Source organism: Ottowia sp., from assembly GCF_046348305.1.
Taxonomy (GTDB): Bacteria; Pseudomonadota; Gammaproteobacteria; order Burkholderiales; family Burkholderiaceae_C; genus Ottowia.
In genome coordinates, this window is the sequence record NZ_JAXMEM010000005.1 from 130,125 (window position 1) to 144,160 (window position 14,036).

Genomic DNA, 14,036 nt, shown 5'->3' on the forward strand with positions numbered 1-14,036 from the left:
AAGCGCCAACAGCTATCAAAATAGTAGTCAATTGGCCAGGCGACCGAGCAGAAGGTACTCCAAGAGCGCCTTCTGCACGTGCATGCGGTTCTCGGCCTCGTCCCAGACGACCGATTGCGGGCCGTCGATGACCTCGGCGCTGACTTCCTCGCCGCGGTGCGCGGGCAGGCAGTGCATGAACAGGGCGTCGGGCTTGGCGGCGCGCATCATCTCGAGGTCCACGCACCAGTCGGCAAAGGCCTTCTTGCGTGCCTCGTTCTCGGCTTCGTAGCCCATGCTGGTCCAGACGTCGGTGGTGACCAGGTCGGCGCCGGCGCAGGCCGCGCGCGGATCGCTGAAGTCCTGCCAGCCGCGCTGGCCGCCGCCGCCGCTGTCGAGCGTGGCCAGTTGCGAATCGACCTCGTAGCCGCGCGGCGTGGCCACGCGCAGCGTGAAGCCCAGCAAGGCCGCCGCCTGCGCCCAGGTGTTGGCCATGTTGTTGCCGTCGCCGATCCAGGCCACCGTTTTGCCGCGGATGGAGCCGCGGTGCTCGATGAAGGTGAAGATGTCGGCCAGGATCTGGCAGGGGTGGTATTCGTTGGTCAGGCCGTTGATGACGGGCACGCGCGAATACTGCGCAAATTGCTCGATGCGCGCCTGCTCGAAGGTGCGGATCATCACGATGTCGGTCATGCGGCTGATGACGCGCGCGGTGTCCTCGATCGGCTCGCTGCGTCCCAGCTGGCTGCCCTCGGACGTGAGGTGCACCACGCTGCCGCCCAGCTGGTACATGCCGGCCTCGAAGCTGACGCGCGTGCGCGTGCTGGCCTTCTCGAAGATCATGGCCAGCGTGCGGTCGTTCAGCGTGTGGTGCTTTTCATAGGCCTTGAACTTGCGCTTGATCAGCGCGGCGCGGCCCAGCAGGTAGTCGTACTCGGCCGCCGTGAGGTCGGAAAACTGCAGGTAATGCTTGACTGGGGGCGGGGTCATGGCCGCTTCACTCCTTCAAAAATGCGTCGATCAGCGGCACCAGGATGGCGACGATCTCGTCGGCCTCGGCCGTGCTCAGGATCAGCGGCGGCACCAGGCGGATCACCGAGTCGGCCGTGACGCTGATCAGCAGGCCCGCGTGCAGCGCGCGCTCGGCCAGCACGCCGCAGGGTTTGGCCAGTTCCACGCCCAGCATCAGGCCCTGGCCGCGCACCTCGCGCACGCCGGGGTTGCCGCCCAGGGCCTTTTGCAGCGCGGCCTTCAGGTGCGCGCCCACGGTGGCGGCGTTGTCCAGCAGCTTTTCTTCCTCCATGATGCGCAGGGTCTCGACTCCCGCGCGCATGGCCAGCGGATTGCCGCCGAAGGTGGTGCCGTGGTTGCCCGGGCCGAAGATGTGCGCGGCCTTGGGCCCCGCCACCACGGCGCCGATCGGCACGCCCGAGCCCAGGCCCTTGGCCAGCGGCATCACGTCGGGCACGATGCCGGCCCACTGGTGGGCAAACCACTTGCCGGTGCGGCCCATGCCGCATTGCACCTCGTCGATCATCAAGAGCCAGCCGCGCTCGTCACACAGCTGGCGCACCTGCTGGAGGTATTCCACGCGCATGGGGTTGATGCCGCCTTCGCCCTGGATGGTCTCGAAGAACACCGCCGACACGTTGGGGTTTCCTTCTGTGGCTTTCTTCAGCGCCTCGATGTCGTTCATCGGCACGCGGATGAAGCCCTCCACCAGCGGCCCAAAGCCGGCTTGCACCTTGGGGTTTCCGGTGGCGCTCAGCGTGGCGATGCTGCGGCCGTGAAAGGCCTTTTCATACACCACGATCTGCGGCTTGGCGATGCCCTTGTCGTGCCCGTACTTGCGCGCCAGCTTGAGCGCCGCCTCGTTGGCCTCCAGCCCGGTGCAGCAGAAAAACACGTTGGTCATGCCCGAAATCTCGACCAGCTTGGCGGCCAGCTTCTCGGCGTTGGGCGTGACGTAGTAGTTGCTGCAGTGGATCAGCTTGGCCACCTGGTCTTGCAGCGCCGGCACCAGCTTGGGGTGGGCGTGGCCCAGGGTGTTGACGGCGATGCCGCCCAGGCCGTCCAGGTAGCTCTTGCCGTTGACGTCCCACAGTCGGCAGCCCTTGCCATGCGACATGGCCGCGGGCAGGCGGCCGTAGGTGTTCATCAAATGGGGCTGGTCGAGCTCAGGGGCGGTGGACACAAGGGACTCCTCAAACGGCGAAGCGCCAAAAAGAAGCGGGCCAACGCGGCCCGTTGAAGCTGCATTCTAGGCGCGCCGTCGGCGCCGGTCGTTGCCGCTTTTGCATGACTGCAATGACACACCCCCAGTCTTCACTCGCTGCGCGATGTTTCGCCCACCCCCTTGCAGGGGGCATCGCCAGTGGCCGGGGAAACCCCGGCCACGGCGATCGCTGGATCGTCCTGCTCCGCGGCCATTTGCCTCCTTGAGTTTCATACCTTGCGGGTGATGCTGACGGTGCGCAGGCGCGCCGTTAAAATGCCCCACGCCGCCGCCGGCCGATCGGGCTGGCTCATGCGGCGTTTTTGCTTTCTTGCGGGCCATGCGTCCGCATCGGCGATCGATGTCCGTCACCCCCACCAGCAGCGAAGTCTTCATCCAGGGCATCACCCGCGCCGGGCGCAGCTTTCGGCCCAGCGACTGGGCCGAGCGCCTGGCCGGCGTGATGGCGCCCTTTCGTCCCGGCGGCGTGGGCGGGCCCGGCGCCCACCTGGGCTATTCGCCCTGGTGCCGGCCGACGGTGATCGACGGCGTCAAGTGCGTGGTGGTCAACCGCGCGCTGCGTGAGCACGAGCCCATGGCCTGGGACTTCGTGATGAACTTCGCCCGTGACAACGACTTGCAGACCGTCGAAGCCTGTCTGCTGAGCGACGCCCCCGCGTCGAAATCACAAATAAAATAGGCCGGTTGCGCGCGTGGAATCAGCGCAAGCAGCTATCAATTGAATAGTAATCCAGGAGTCTCGCCATGCCAGAGTCCAAGGTTGCCCTTCTCACCGCCGCCGGCAGCGGCATGGGCGCCGCCGCTGCGCGCCGGCTGGCGGCCGACGGCTACCAGGTGGCCATCCTGTCCTCGTCCGGCAAGGGCGAGCGGCTGGCGCAACAGCTCGGTGGCCTGGGCGTGACGGGCTCCAACCAGTCGCCCGATGACCTGGCGCGCTTCGTCGATGCCGCGCTGGCGCGCTTCGGCCGCATCGACGTGCTGGTCAACAGCGCCGGCCACGGCCCCAAGGGCCCGCTGCTGGACATCAGCGACGCCGATTGGCAGCGCGGCATGGACACCTATCTGCTCAACGTCGTGCGCCCCGCGCGCCTGGTGGTGCCGGCCATGCAGCGCCAGGGCGGTGGCGCCATCGTCAACATCTCCAGCGCCTGGGCCTTCGAGCCCAGCGAGCTGTTTCCGACCTCGGCGGTGTTTCGCGCGGGTCTGGCGGCCTTCACCAAGCTGTTTGCCGACCGCTATGCGGCCGAGGGCATCCGCATGAACAACGTGCTGCCCGGCTGGATCGACAGCCTGCCCGCGCAAGAGGCACGCCGCCAGAGCGTGCCCATGCAGCGCTACGGCACGGCCGACGAGATCGCCGCCACCGTGGCGTTTCTGGCGTCCGAGGGCGCGGCCTACATCACGGGGCAAAACCTTCGGGTCGATGGCGGCTTGATGCGCTCGATCTGAGAGCCAGCCGCAGCAGCTCCAGCCAGAGCAGGCACAGCGCCAGCACGGCGGCGCCAGCCACCAGGCCGTCCCAGCCGACCTCGGCCAACCCCATCAGGTGGCGCAGGCCGGGGATCGTCAGCACGGCCAGCAACAGCAGGCCCACGGCCGCGGCCATGGGTGCCAGCCAGGGGTTGGGCGCCGCACCCCGGTGCAGCACGGCGCGCGCCGGGTCGCGCTGCGCCAGGATCAGCAACAGCACACACGGCAGCAGCGTGCCAAAGACGACGGTACGGCCCTGGGCCAGGCTCCAGCCCTGGGCCTGCAGCCAGGCCTGCGCGGCCAGCAGCAGCGCGGCAATGCCGGCGCCCTGCAGCAGCGGCGGCAGCAGGGCGCGCAGCGCAAAGGGCGAATCATCCACCGGCCTGGGCGGGCGTTGCATCAAGTCGTCCGCCGCGGGCTCGGCCTCGAAAACAATGGAGCAGGCCGGATCGATCAGCAGCTCCATCAGCACGATGTGCACCGGCAGCAGCAGCGCCGGCCAGTGCAATAGCGTGGGCACCAACGCCAGCGCCACGATGGGCAGGTGCACGGCAAACACGAAGCGCGTGGCTTTGCGCAGGTTGGCGTCGATGCGCCGGCCCTGGGCCACGGCGGCGACGATGTGGGCAAAGCTGTCCTTGAGAAGCACCAGGTCGGCCGCCTCGCGCGCCACGTCGGTGCCGCGCTCGCCCATGGCGATGCCCACATGCGCGGCCTTGAGCGCGGGGGCGTCGTTCACGCCGTCGCCGGTCATGGCCACCACGGCGCCGCCCGCGTGCAGCAGCTGCACCAGGCGCAGCTTGTGCTCGGGCTTCAGGCGCGCGCACAGGTCCACATGGCGCAGGCGCTCGCGCAGCGTGGCGTCGTCCTGCTGCGCGATCTCGTCGCCGGTGATGACCTCGGGCCGCTCCGACAGGCCCACCTGGCGCGCGATGGCGCGCGCCGTGGCCGGGTGGTCGCCGGTCATCATGACCACGCGCACGCCGGCGGCGCGGCATTCTGCGATGGCCGCCGGCACCTCGGGGCGCGGCGGATCGGCCAGCGCCAGCAGGCCCAGAAACTCGAAGTCGAAGTCGTGCTGGCTGGCCGGCCAGTGCGGGCTCGAGGCCTCGTCTGCGCCCGCCCAGCGCCCGCAGGCCACGCCCAACACGCGCAGACCGCGCTCGGCCAGGGTCTCGACCTGGGCGCGGATGGCGGCCATGTGCACCTCGCCCAGATGGCACAGGTCGGCCACGGCCTCCGGCGCGCCCTTGGTGGCGAGCAGGTGCAGCTCGGGTGTGTGGCTGGCGTACACGCGGGTCATGGCCAGGATCTCGCCGGACAGCGCGTACTCGAACTCGGGCTCACGCCCGTCATGCACATGCTCCGTGCCCTGCAGCCACTCATGGCCGAAGCGCTGGATGGCCTGCTCCATGGGGTCGAACGGGTCGGCTGGCGTGGCCAGCATGGCGAATTCCACCAGCAGGTGGTAGTCCTCGGGCAGCTCCTGCGCGCCCTGGGCCTGCCAATGTCCGGTGGGCGTGGCCAGCTCGGCCACGGCCATGCGGTTCATGGTCAGCGTGCCGGTCTTGTCCACCGCCAGCACGGTGATGGCGCCCAGGGTCTCCACGGCGGTGATGCGCCGCGTGAGCACCTGCTGCCGCGTCAGGCGCCAGGCGCCCAGCGCCAGGAACACGGTGAGGATGACGGGAATCTCCTCGGGCAGCAGCGCCATGGCCAGGGCAATGCCGGCCAGCAGGCTGTCGAGCAAGGGCCGGCCGTTCCACCACCAGCCCAGCAGCACCTGGGCAGCGGCCAGCATCAGGGCCAGCAGCCCCAGACCGCGCACCAGGCGGCGCGAGCGCTGCTGCAGCGGCGAGGGCGGCGCCTCGGTGGTGGTCAGGTCGGCGCCGATGCGGCCCACGGCGGTGTGTGCAGCCGTGGCCTGCACCCGCGCCAAGCCACGGCCGCGCGTGACGACGGTGCTGGCGAACAGGTCGGGCACATCGGCTTCAACGTCCGCACCGGCGGGGGAATCCGCCAGCTTGGCCACGGGTACGGATTCGCCTGTGAGCAGTGACTCGTCAACCTCCAGCCGGCCCTGCAGCAGCCGTGCGTCAGCGGCGATGCGGTCACCCTCGTGCAGCACCAGCAGGTCGCCGCGCACCACCTCGGCGCCGGCGATGCGCTGCTCCTGCCCGTCGCGCAGCACCAGCGCACGCGGCGCCGACAGCGCGCGCAACGATTCCAGTGCGCGCTGCGTGCGCCGTTCCTGCACCAGGGTGATGGCAATGACCACGAAGACGAAGCCGAGCAAAAACAGCGCCTCGCCCTTGTCGCCCAGCGCCAGGTAAATGCCGCCGGCGGCCAGCAGCATCAGGAACATGGGCTCGGTCAGCACCTCACGAACGATGGCCAGCAGTGATTTCGGGGCGCTGCCGGGCAGCTGGTTGGGGCCGTCCTGCGCCAGTATGGCGGCGGCCTGCTGGCTGCTCAAGCCCTGGGGCAGGGTGGTGGGGATGGGGTCTTGATGGGGCATGGGCAAGGGATTGAAAGCGCGTCGCCGGTGGCAAGTCTCGCAAAGTCGTTCCAAGGCCGGCGGTCGCCGCGCCTCGACGCCCCCGGCCCGGGTCACGGAGCGGGGGGCTGCAGAGCTGTCAGGCCTGTTGCTGCGCGGCCGCTACCCAGCGCAGGCCTCGACCCTGGCTGAGGTAGTAGTCGCCTTGAGGGCTGATGACGACAGCGCGCTGTGCGTTCGGGTCGGAAAAATACTGCCAGCCGTGGCCTGGTTGCCCGGGACCGGCGCTGTGGGCCACGACCTGCATGCCGTGGTCGTAGCCCGTTTGGGCCGGCGCGCTGGCCTGCGGCTGGCGCTCGCGCTTGTGGTGGTGGTCGCCGGCCCAAGCGGGGGCGCCGAGGGCCGCGCCCAGCACGGCGATCGTGGCGAGAAGGGTGGTGGTGCGCATGATGATCTCCTGGGTTCATGGTTGCAGTCGGAGCTGACTGTGATTGAAGTCTGCGCGCCGGCCGGTGAATCGATGCTGAATGCCCGATTCATCGGGCGTTCACCCGCCCGGGCTGGCGGAACGTGCAGCGAAGCGGCCCAGGCCCAGCTCGACCAGACCGCCCGCGCGCCGCAGCAGGAACAGTGCCTCCAGGCCCAGCCGCCGTGCCAGCGCCAGCCCTTCGCCCGGTCCGGCCACCAGCAGCGCCGTGGCCCAGGCGTCGGCGTCCATGCAGGTGGGCGTGAGGACCGTGACCGAGGCGACGTCGCCGCGCACCGGCGCGGCGCGGTGCGGGTCCATGGTGTGGGCCAGGCGCTCGCTGCCCACCTGCATGAAGTGCCGGTAGTCGCCCGAGGTGGCGACGGCCAGCTCCTGCAGTTCCAGCACGCCGTGCGCGCTGCGCAGGCCGGCGATGGGGCTTTCCAGCGCCACGGCCCAGGGCTGGCCATCGGCCTGGTTGCCCAGGGCACGCAGTTCGCCGTCGAGCGCGGCCAGCGCGTGGTTCACGCCATGCTGCCGCAGCACGTCGGACATCCGATCGACCGCGTAGCCCTTGGCGATGCCGCACAGGTCGAGCTGCAGCGGCGCGTGCTTGCGCACGCGGCCGTTGGCCAAGTCGAGTTCGAGGCGCTGGTGCGCCGGGCGGTGCGTGGCCTGCGTGGCAGCGCGGATGGCGGCGGCCTCAGGCGCGTCGCGCGCGGCGCCAAAACCCCAGGCGTTCACCAGCGCACCCACCGTGGGATCGAACGCGCCGCCGCTGTCGCGCGCGACCTTCAGCGCGCGCGCCAGCACGGTCGTGATCTCGGGCGGCAGCGCCACCCATTCGTCCGGTGCGGCGCGGTTCAGACGCATCAGGTCGCTGCCTGGCTTCCAGGGCGACATCTGCCGGTCGACCTGCTGGACCGCTGCCGCCAGCGCGTGCTGCAGGGCAGCTTGATCCAGCGCGGGATCTGCATCGCACAGCACCGACCAGCGCGTGCCCATGGTCGGGCCGTGCAGACGCGCGCGCACCAGAGGGTCAGAAGGTGTCTTCGGCATAGCGTCTATGGGCCTTGAGCTGCTGCACGCTCAGGCCCACGGTGCCCAGGATGGCGTCCAGCGCCTGCGCCACGCCGCGCGCCATGGCCTGGCTGCCGCACACGCGCACGATCGCGCCGCCCGAGATGAGTTTGCGCAGCCGCGCCGCGTCGCGCTTGAGCGCGTCCTGCACGTAGCCGCCGCCCTGGGGCGTGCGCGAGAACGTGGTGTTCAGGCTGGCCAGGCGCTGCTCATCCAGCCAGCGCTGCAGGTCGGCTTCGAAGAAATAGTCCAGCGCAGGGTCGCGCACGCCGTAGTACAGGTGCATGGGCGCGCGCCCGGCGTTGCCGCGGATGAAGCCCGCCAGCGGCGCCACGCCCGTGCCGGCGCCAATCAGCATCACCGGGCGGCGCGTGGCGCCCAGCGTGAAGGCGGGGTTGGGCCGGATGAAGGCCTGAATGCGCGCGCCCGGCTGCAGGCCGTGCAGATAGCCCGAGCACACGCCGCCGGCGCGCCGGCGCACGCAGATTTCGACAAAGCCGTCGCGCGAGCTGCTGGCCAGCGAATACAAGCGCGGCGCGGCGCCATCGGGCGGCAGCACGCCCAGCAGGTCGCCAGCCGCAAAGCGCGGCAGTGCGCGGCCGGTGATGCGAGCCAGCCAGCCTACCTGCGGCCACTTGAAGCGCAGGATGGCTGCCGGCTCGCCGGCGCCGCCCGGGTAGTCCTGGCGCGACACCAGTTCGAGCTCGCTCGTGCGCGGGATGCGCGGGCGATAGCGCAGCGCCAGCGGCTCGCCCAGCGCCTGGCCGACCTGCTCGCCCCAGCGCACAAACTCCTGCGCCGATTGCTGGTGGATGCGGGCCAGCGGTACCAGGGTGGTCCAGCCGCGTTCGCGCAGTGCCGCGTCCAGCGCCTCGGCATAGGCGCAAAAGGCGCCGAACTGGCGGTCGCCAAAGCCCAGCACCGTGACGCGGGCCGGCGTGGCCGGCGTACGCGCGATGCGCTTGAGCGCGTGCGCTGCGTGGGCCGGCGCCTGGCCATCGCCGTAGGTGGCGGCCAGCACGAAGACCTGCCTGGCGCTGGCCGGCACCGCAAAGCCTTCCAGGCCCGCGGTGTGCACCCGGTGCCCGCCCTGCACCAGCGCCGCGTGCAACGCCTGGGCAAAGCCCCAGGTCGAGCCGTTCTCGCTGGCCACGAAGATCAGCGTGTCGGCCTGTGCGGGCGCGCTGTTGCTGGCCAGGTGCGGCCGCTGGCGGCGTGCCTGCCACCACAGCATCCCGCCCGTGACCCAGAACATCGGGATGCACAGGCCAGCCAGCCCCAGCACCGGCGCCCAGACCCAGGCGCCTTCGCCGGTGTGCAGCAGCTGGGCCCAGTCGTTGATGCGCTGGGCGGTGCTGGCCGGCTGCCAGGCCAGCGTCTGGCCACTGTGGCGGTCGATCCAGCCCTGACCCTGCGCGGTGGTGACCTGCCAAGTGTCGGCCGGGTCGTCGATGGACGGGAAGTTGAGCTTGCGCAGATCACGCAGCGGCAGTTCGCGCAGCAGCGGCAATTGGGCAACGGGCCGTTCGCCGGTCGTGGCGGCGCTGGATGCGACCTCGGGCTCCGGCGCCGCGTCCAGCGTGACCAGGCCGAAGGTGGCCGCGCTCAGGGTCAGGGCCGTGATCGAGGTCAGCAGCAGCACCGCCAGCACCAGGCGTCCGGTGACCCCATGCAGGCGCTGCACCCCCGTGCCGCGCACGCGCCCCCCAAGTTGTCGCCAGCCCCCCAGGCGCCGCGCCAGCAGCACCAGCCCGCTGACGGAGATCAGCCCCATTGCCAGTGCAATGCCCGCCGCGGCCAGACGCCCGGCGTCGCCCAGCAGAAAGCTGCGGTGCAGGTTCTTGAACCAGCGCATCGTGGCCGAGGGCTGGTACGCGCCCAGCACCTGGCCGCTGGCCGGATCGACGCGGCTGGCGCGCGCCTGGCCGTTGTCGAAGGCGTAGACCACCACCTCGCCCGAGGGCAGGCGGCGGATTTCCTCCACGCCGGGCGTGCTGGCCGCGACGCGCTCGGCCAGTTGCGCAACGCTCAGGCCATTGGGCGTGGGCGCGGCCTGCCAGCGCGAGAGCACCGGGTCCAGCGAAAGCACGGCGCCCGTCAGGCCCAGCACCAGCGCGACGGTGCCAGCCACCAGGCCCAGCCAGCGGTGAATCGTTCGCCAGAGCATGGATGTCGTTTACTTGAGTTGATAGCTGAACGACTGGATGTAGGCCTTGCCGGCCTGCGCCTTGCCGGCGCCGGCGGCGGTCAGTGGCACGCGGATGTCGGATGGGCTGTCGCGCATGTCCTCGACCGCGGCGTCCACGTGGATCTCGTAGCCGGCGTCGATCAGCGCGTCGGCCAGATCGGCCGTCACCTTGAGTGTGCGGCCAGCGCCCACGCTGGCGCCGGTCACGCCCTGCAGGCGCTTGGCGTCGCCGGCGGATAGCCGGTTCCAGTCCGCCAGGTGCTTGTAGTACTTGGCCTTGCCGCCGGCCACCCACAGGGTGCCGGCGTAGGCGCCCTTGGCGTCGGTCAGGTACACGGCCAGGTAGGCGCCGTCGCCGCCGTAGTTCTTGAGCTGCGTGCTCAGCGTGACTTCGCGGCTTTGGGCCAGCGCGGGCAGGGCCAGCGCGCCGGCGGCGGCGAGGGTGGTGAGAACGGGCTTTTTCATGATCATTCCTCTCAATTTGATAGCTGCCGGCGCTTGCCCATCAAGCGCTGAAGGCTGATTTGAATAAAAACCTCTTTCATCATTCGACCTGCGCGCGGGGCTTGCTGCCCGGCGTGAAGAGTGGTGACGCGGGGCTGGCGCCCGGCGATGCGGCCGGATCGTTCGGCGCGTGCTCGCGGCGGCGTTCGCGTTCCCGGCCCTGCCGGCTGTCGTCGCTGCCTTCGCGCCACTTCATGCTGACGGGCGCCAAAGTCTCGGGGTCGAGCTTGGCCTTGAAGCGGCGCCCCTCGGCGTCGCGGCCGCGCACTTCGTAGCAGCCGTCGTCGATCTTCAGGCGCTGCAGCTCCCAGCCCTTTTCGGCCGCCATCCGGCGCACCGCTTCGCGCGACTGCCAGCGCTGGATCGGCACGTCGCACTCGTCGCCGGCCCACCCTGGCAGCGCGGCGGCGCCCAGAGTGAGGGCCAGCAGGCCCGGAGCGATGGTTTTGCGGATGTTCATGGTGTTTGCTCCTGGTCAACTCGGTCGATGCAGCCGGGTCTGCGCGGCCCGCCCGGACGGTCTTGCCGCCAGCGGCAGCATGCGCTCCAGCGTGTCGTCGCGCGTCACGTAGTGGTGCCACAGCGCGGCGGCGGCGTGCAGGCCGATCAGGGCGTAGCCCACGTTGCCGATCAGCTCGTGGATGTCCTCCAGGTTCTTGGCCGTGGCCTTGTCGGGCCCGATGAGGGCCGGCAGCTCCAGCCCGAAGAAGGGAATCGGCTGGCCCTTGGCGCTCAGCGTCAGCCAGCCCAGCAGTGGCATCACCAGCAGAAAGCCGTAGAGCGCCCAGTGCATCGCGTGCGCCAGGTGGTCCTGCCAGGCGGGCAGCGCTGGCGTGATGGGCGGCGCGTGCAGGGCCAGGCGCAGCGGCAGGCGCACCAGCGCCAGGGCGAACACGGTCAGGCCCAGCATGAAGTGCCAGGTCTTCATCAGATCGTGCGCGGCGCTGCCCTTGGGGTAGATGCCGCGCAACTCGATCAGCGCGTAAACGGCGATCAGCAACAGCAGCGTCAGCCAGTGCACGCCGATCTGCAGGGGGTGGTAATGCTTGCCTTTGGGTTTCATGATGGCTCCGACACTTCTTGCGGCCCGACGTCATGCCGGGCCTGCCACGCATTGTCGGCATGCCGGGTGAATGCTTGCTGAAGCAGGCGTTCATCGTTGGTTCATCGTCCGGTCGGTATAAATCCGGCCCATGAGCTCGTTCTTCATCCTTGGCCTGCGTCGGCTGCTGTCGGCCATGCTGCTGCTGTGCGCGCTTGGCGCCAGCGGGGGGGCGGTGGCGCACGACGATCATGACCTGGCGCGCCAGGCGCTGGAAAGCGGGCAGGTGCTGCCGCTGGCCACCGTGCTGGGCAAGCTGGCGCACGAGGCGCCGGGCCAGGTGCTCAGGGTCGAGTTCGAGCGCGAGGACGGCCGCTTCATCTACGAAATCCGCCTGTTGCAAAACGACGGCCGCGTGGCCAAACTCAAGGTCGATGCGGTTGACGGCCGCGTGCTGTCGATCAAGCGCCGCGAAGCGGGAAAGGACATGGATGCGCATCCTCGTGGTGGAAGATGAACCGACCTTGCGTGAGCAGCTGATGCAGGCCATTGCTGCCGCTGGCCACACGGTGGAGGGCGCCGCGGACGGGCGCGAGGCGCACTACCTGGGTGATGTCGAAGCCTTCGACGCCGTGGTGCTGGACTTGGGTCTGCCGGTGCAGGACGGCCTGTCGGTGCTGCGCCGCTGGCGCGCCGCCGGGCGCAACATGCCGGTGCTGATCCTGACCGCGCGCGGCAGCTGGCAGGAAAAGGTCGAGGGCATGGATGCCGGCGCCGACGACTACCTGGCCAAGCCCTTTCACATGGAAGAGCTGCTGGCGCGCCTGCGCGCGCTGTTGCGCCGCGGCGGCGAGCATGCCAGCGCCGAGTGGCGCTGCGGGCCGATCTGGCTGGACACGCGCGCCGCGCGCGTGCTGGTTGGCGGCCAGCCGCTGGTGCTGACCAGCCACGAGTTCAAGCTGCTGTCGCTCTTGATGCAGCGCAAGGGCGAAGTGCTCTCGCGCACCGAGCTGTCCGAGCACATCTACGCGCAGGACAGCGACCGCGACTCCAACACCATCGAGGTGTTTGTCGCGCGCCTGCGCAAGAAGCTGCCCGAAGGATGCATCGAGACCGTGCGCGGCCTGGGCTATCGGCTGGTGGACATCGGCGACACGGCATGAGCGTCCACTCGCTGCGCCGGCGCCTGCTGACGGGCACCCTGGCATGGGTGCTGGCCAGCATCGCACTGGCGGGCTGGGGCTTGCGCGAGCTGTTCGTGAGCCACATCACCGAGCAATTGCAGGAGCAACTGCTGGTGCAACTCAACCAGTTGAGCGCCGCGGTCGACTGGAATGCCGATGGCCGCGTGACGGTGGGCCCGATGGCGGCCGACGCGCGTTTCGAGCAGCCCCTGTCCGGGCTTTACTGGCAGGTCGATGAGCTGGGTGACCGGCCGCGTGCCGCCGTGGCGCGTTCGCGCTCGCTGTGGGATCAGACCTTGCGTCTGCCGCCGCCTCCTGCGCAATATCCTGCCGCTGGCCATCGTGTGCTGCGCTTGCAGGACGCGCAAGGTCACGACCTGCTGGCCGTTGCGCGTCCGTTGCAATTGCCGGACGACGCCGCGCCGCCGCTGCGCGTGGTGGTGGCCGGCGACAGGGCCCTGCTGGCCGAGCCCCTGCAGCGCTTCACCCGCCTGCTGCTGGTGGCTTTGGCCATGCTGGCGGTGGGCCTGGCGGCCGCCGTGGTGCTGCAGTTGCAACTGGCGTTGCGCCCGCTGACGCTGTTGCGCCAGCGTCTGGCCGCCGTGCGCAGCGGCGAGGCGACGCAGCTGAGCGGCGATTTCCCGCAGGAGCTGCAGCCGCTGGTGGGCGAGTTCAACCACGTGCTGCGTGAAAACGCCGACATGGTGCAGCGCGCGCGCGCCCAGGCCGGCAACCTGGCGCACGCGGTGCACACGCCGCTGACGATCCTGGCCAACGCCGCGCAGCAGGACGTCAGCCCGCTGGCGCAGCAGGTGCGCGAGCAGGTGGAGCTGGCGCGCCGGCAGGTCGACTGGCACCTGGCGCGCGCGCGCGCCGCCGCCGCCGTGCGCGCCACCGGCCTGCGCACGCCGGTGCTGGGGCCGGCGCGCTCGCTGCTGCGCACCATGGCGCGCCTGCACGCCCTGCGCGGTGTCGCGTTCGAGCTGGCACCCGCAGCGCGTGACCTGGCCTTCCGCGGCGAGGCCCAGGACCTGTACGAGCTGCTGGGCAACCTGCTGGACAACGCCGGCAAGTGGGCGCGCACGCGCGTGGTGGTCGATGTGCAGCCGGCGGGCGGCGAGCTGTGCTTCACGGTCGACGACGACGGCCCGGGCATTGCCGAGGCCGAGCGCGAACGCATGTTCGAGCGCGGGGTGCAGGGCGACGAGCGGCGACCCGGCTCGGGCCTGGGCCTGGACATCGTGCGCACGCTGGCAGAGACCTACGGCGGCAGCGTGCAGGCACTGGCCTCGCCCCTGGGCGGTCTGCGCATGCGGCTGTGCCTGCCGGCGGCCGATGGGGCGGCGCCAACGGCGGGTGGCTGAGCGGCGGGGCACCGGTTTGTTGCACC

The 14,036-nt window shown here is 70.3% G+C and carries 14 protein-coding genes; 5 read left to right on the top strand and 9 right to left on the bottom strand.

Going from position 1 to position 14,036, the window contains the following annotated elements; all coding sequences use genetic code 11:
- Positions 1-27: 27 nt before the first annotated feature.
- Together argF and U1F38_RS06645 are read right to left on the bottom strand one after the other, a co-directional pair.
- On the bottom strand, positions 28-969 hold the full coding sequence (argF, locus tag U1F38_RS06640) for an ornithine carbamoyltransferase (RefSeq protein WP_409986268.1): 942 nt from the start codon (positions 967-969) through the stop codon (positions 28-30).
- A 7-nt stretch (positions 970-976) separates the two neighbouring features.
- Positions 977-2,137 carry an aspartate aminotransferase family protein gene (locus U1F38_RS06645; protein ID WP_409986480.1) on the bottom strand — a complete coding sequence of 387 codons (1,161 nt, stop codon included), beginning with the start codon at positions 2,135-2,137 and terminating at the stop codon, positions 977-979.
- A 418-nt stretch (positions 2,138-2,555) separates the two neighbouring features.
- Between U1F38_RS06645 and U1F38_RS06650 the strand changes: the two genes are divergently transcribed.
- Together U1F38_RS06650 and U1F38_RS06655 are read left to right on the top strand one after the other, a co-directional pair.
- A complete protein-coding gene (locus U1F38_RS06650) occupies positions 2,556-2,894 on the top strand; it encodes a DUF3579 domain-containing protein (RefSeq protein WP_409986269.1) in 339 nt (112 codons plus the stop codon).
- Between the two features lie 65 nt (positions 2,895-2,959).
- The gene (locus U1F38_RS06655) at positions 2,960-3,664 is read left to right on the top strand and encodes an SDR family oxidoreductase (RefSeq protein WP_409986270.1); all 705 of its coding nucleotides are present in this window, start codon (positions 2,960-2,962) and stop codon (positions 3,662-3,664) included.
- Here U1F38_RS06655 and U1F38_RS06660 read toward each other — a convergent pair.
- From U1F38_RS06660 to U1F38_RS06690, 7 genes are all read right to left on the bottom strand, one after another.
- Positions 3,615-6,203, bottom strand: a complete 2,589-nt coding sequence (locus tag U1F38_RS06660; RefSeq protein ID WP_409986271.1) for a cation-translocating P-type ATPase — start codon at positions 6,201-6,203, stop codon at positions 3,615-3,617. The two genes, U1F38_RS06655 and U1F38_RS06660, sit on opposite strands and share 50 nt — an antisense overlap.
- 118 nt (positions 6,204-6,321) lie before the next feature.
- Positions 6,322-6,630, bottom strand: coding sequence for a hypothetical protein (locus U1F38_RS06665; protein ID WP_409986272.1), 309 nt, complete (start codon positions 6,628-6,630; stop codon positions 6,322-6,324).
- 99 nt (positions 6,631-6,729) lie between these two features.
- On the bottom strand, positions 6,730-7,707 hold the full coding sequence (locus U1F38_RS06670) for an FAD:protein FMN transferase (RefSeq protein WP_409986273.1): 978 nt from the start codon (positions 7,705-7,707) through the stop codon (positions 6,730-6,732).
- Entirely contained in the window at positions 7,688-9,895 is a 2,208-nt protein-coding gene (locus U1F38_RS06675) for a PepSY domain-containing protein (protein WP_409986274.1), read from the bottom strand. The genes U1F38_RS06670 and U1F38_RS06675 overlap by 20 nt, the downstream gene beginning before the upstream one ends.
- A gap of 9 nt (positions 9,896-9,904) precedes the next feature.
- Entirely contained in the window at positions 9,905-10,381 is a 477-nt protein-coding gene (locus tag U1F38_RS06680; RefSeq protein WP_409986275.1) for a DUF2271 domain-containing protein, read from the bottom strand.
- 79 nt (positions 10,382-10,460) lie between these two features.
- Complete coding sequence (locus tag U1F38_RS06685; protein ID WP_409986276.1) at positions 10,461-10,880, bottom strand: PepSY domain-containing protein; 420 nt, start codon at positions 10,878-10,880, stop codon at positions 10,461-10,463.
- Positions 10,881-10,895: 15 nt separating this feature from the next.
- Positions 10,896-11,483 (bottom strand): cytochrome b, encoded by a 588-nt coding sequence (locus U1F38_RS06690; RefSeq protein ID WP_409986277.1) that lies wholly within the window; start codon positions 11,481-11,483, stop codon positions 10,896-10,898.
- Between the two features lie 130 nt (positions 11,484-11,613).
- Between U1F38_RS06690 and U1F38_RS06695 the strand changes: the two genes are divergently transcribed.
- From U1F38_RS06695 to U1F38_RS06705, 3 genes are read left to right on the top strand one after another with little or no spacing between them, the layout of a single operon-like run.
- Positions 11,614-11,979, top strand: a complete 366-nt coding sequence (locus U1F38_RS06695) for a PepSY domain-containing protein (RefSeq protein WP_409986278.1) — start codon at positions 11,614-11,616, stop codon at positions 11,977-11,979.
- On the top strand, positions 11,954-12,625 hold the full coding sequence (locus tag U1F38_RS06700; RefSeq protein WP_409986279.1) for a response regulator transcription factor: 672 nt from the start codon (positions 11,954-11,956) through the stop codon (positions 12,623-12,625). The genes U1F38_RS06695 and U1F38_RS06700 overlap by 26 nt, the downstream gene beginning before the upstream one ends.
- Positions 12,622-14,010 carry an ATP-binding protein gene (locus U1F38_RS06705; protein WP_409986280.1) on the top strand — a complete coding sequence of 463 codons (1,389 nt, stop codon included), beginning with the start codon at positions 12,622-12,624 and terminating at the stop codon, positions 14,008-14,010. Before U1F38_RS06700 ends, U1F38_RS06705 begins: the two co-directional genes overlap by 4 nt.
- The last annotated feature ends 26 nt before the right edge of the window (positions 14,011-14,036 follow it).

What these genes read in the sequence shown, in the direction of transcription:
- U1F38_RS06695 (WP_409986278.1), top strand. Translation starts at nt 11,614, where the DNA reads ATGAGCTCGTTCTTCATCCTTGGCCTGCGTCGGCTGCTGTCGGCCATG.
- U1F38_RS06665 (WP_409986272.1), bottom strand. Translation starts at nt 6,630, where the DNA reads ATGCGCACCACCACCCTTCTCGCCACGATCGCCGTGCTGGGCGCGGCC.
- U1F38_RS06690 (WP_409986277.1), bottom strand. Translation starts at nt 11,483, where the DNA reads ATGAAACCCAAAGGCAAGCATTACCACCCCCTGCAGATCGGCGTGCAC.
- U1F38_RS06700 (WP_409986279.1), top strand. Translation starts at nt 11,954, where the DNA reads ATGCGCATCCTCGTGGTGGAAGATGAACCGACCTTGCGTGAGCAGCTG.
- U1F38_RS06680 (WP_409986275.1), bottom strand. Translation starts at nt 10,381, where the DNA reads ATGAAAAAGCCCGTTCTCACCACCCTCGCCGCCGCCGGCGCGCTGGCC.
- U1F38_RS06650 (WP_409986269.1), top strand. Translation starts at nt 2,556, where the DNA reads ATGTCCGTCACCCCCACCAGCAGCGAAGTCTTCATCCAGGGCATCACC.
- U1F38_RS06685 (WP_409986276.1), bottom strand. Translation starts at nt 10,880, where the DNA reads ATGAACATCCGCAAAACCATCGCTCCGGGCCTGCTGGCCCTCACTCTG.
- U1F38_RS06645 (WP_409986480.1), bottom strand. Translation starts at nt 2,137, where the DNA reads ATGAACACCTACGGCCGCCTGCCCGCGGCCATGTCGCATGGCAAGGGC.
- argF (WP_409986268.1), bottom strand. Translation starts at nt 969, where the DNA reads ATGACCCCGCCCCCAGTCAAGCATTACCTGCAGTTTTCCGACCTCACG.
- U1F38_RS06660 (WP_409986271.1), bottom strand. Translation starts at nt 6,203, where the DNA reads ATGCCCCATCAAGACCCCATCCCCACCACCCTGCCCCAGGGCTTGAGC.
- U1F38_RS06670 (WP_409986273.1), bottom strand. Translation starts at nt 7,707, where the DNA reads ATGCCGAAGACACCTTCTGACCCTCTGGTGCGCGCGCGTCTGCACGGC.
- U1F38_RS06675 (WP_409986274.1), bottom strand. Translation starts at nt 9,895, where the DNA reads ATGCTCTGGCGAACGATTCACCGCTGGCTGGGCCTGGTGGCTGGCACC.
- U1F38_RS06655 (WP_409986270.1), top strand. Translation starts at nt 2,960, where the DNA reads ATGCCAGAGTCCAAGGTTGCCCTTCTCACCGCCGCCGGCAGCGGCATG.
- U1F38_RS06705 (WP_409986280.1), top strand. Translation starts at nt 12,622, where the DNA reads ATGAGCGTCCACTCGCTGCGCCGGCGCCTGCTGACGGGCACCCTGGCA.